This window comes from Pseudonocardia halophobica (genome assembly GCF_027922425.1).
Taxonomy (GTDB): Bacteria; Actinomycetota; Actinomycetes; order Mycobacteriales; family Pseudonocardiaceae; genus Pseudonocardia; species Pseudonocardia halophobica.
In genome coordinates, this window is sequence record NZ_BSFQ01000308.1 from 1 (window position 1) to 506 (window position 506).

The window sequence follows — 506 nt, forward strand, 5'->3', positions numbered from 1 at the left end:
TTCCAGCTTGTCGCGCTGTTCGGGCGAGCGGACGGCCTCGTCATTCTCGATATCGTCGAAGAACAGGGTGTCAGGCCGGTAGGGGCCATGGCGACGGCCGCGCAGTTTCTGACCAGCGCCGACACCCTCGACGCGGATATCCTGACGGGTGACGATTTCGGCCTCGCGCCAGACCCGGCCTTGCCCGCAGGCATCGGGGAAATCGCTTTGCAGGCGCGGGTTGGTGGTCAGTTCCGCCTTGATCGCCTCGATCAACAGGGCGGCCTGAGCGTATACGTCACAAACCTCAATCGTGTAACGGGTCTTGCGCAGGATGATCCGATAAAGTGCCAGGCCGAGGGAAAGGTGGGTCGATTTGGAAGACCCACGCGGGGCGATGAACATCTCGCGCTCGCCCTTCTCGGCCGACATGATCGCAGGCACCCGTGCGAAGACCGCCTCGTGAAACAGGCTGGCATCGCCGCGCACATAATGCGGCAGATAGGTTTCCATGAAGAAACGGAACC

1 protein-coding gene is annotated in these 506 nt (G+C 62.1%); it reads right to left on the bottom strand.

The window, feature by feature from the left end:
• Positions 1 to 492 (bottom strand): hypothetical protein (locus PKE99_RS38750; protein ID WP_271215199.1); only part of this gene is annotated, 492 nt, incomplete at its 3' end.
• Positions 493 to 506 lie beyond the last annotated feature (14 nt).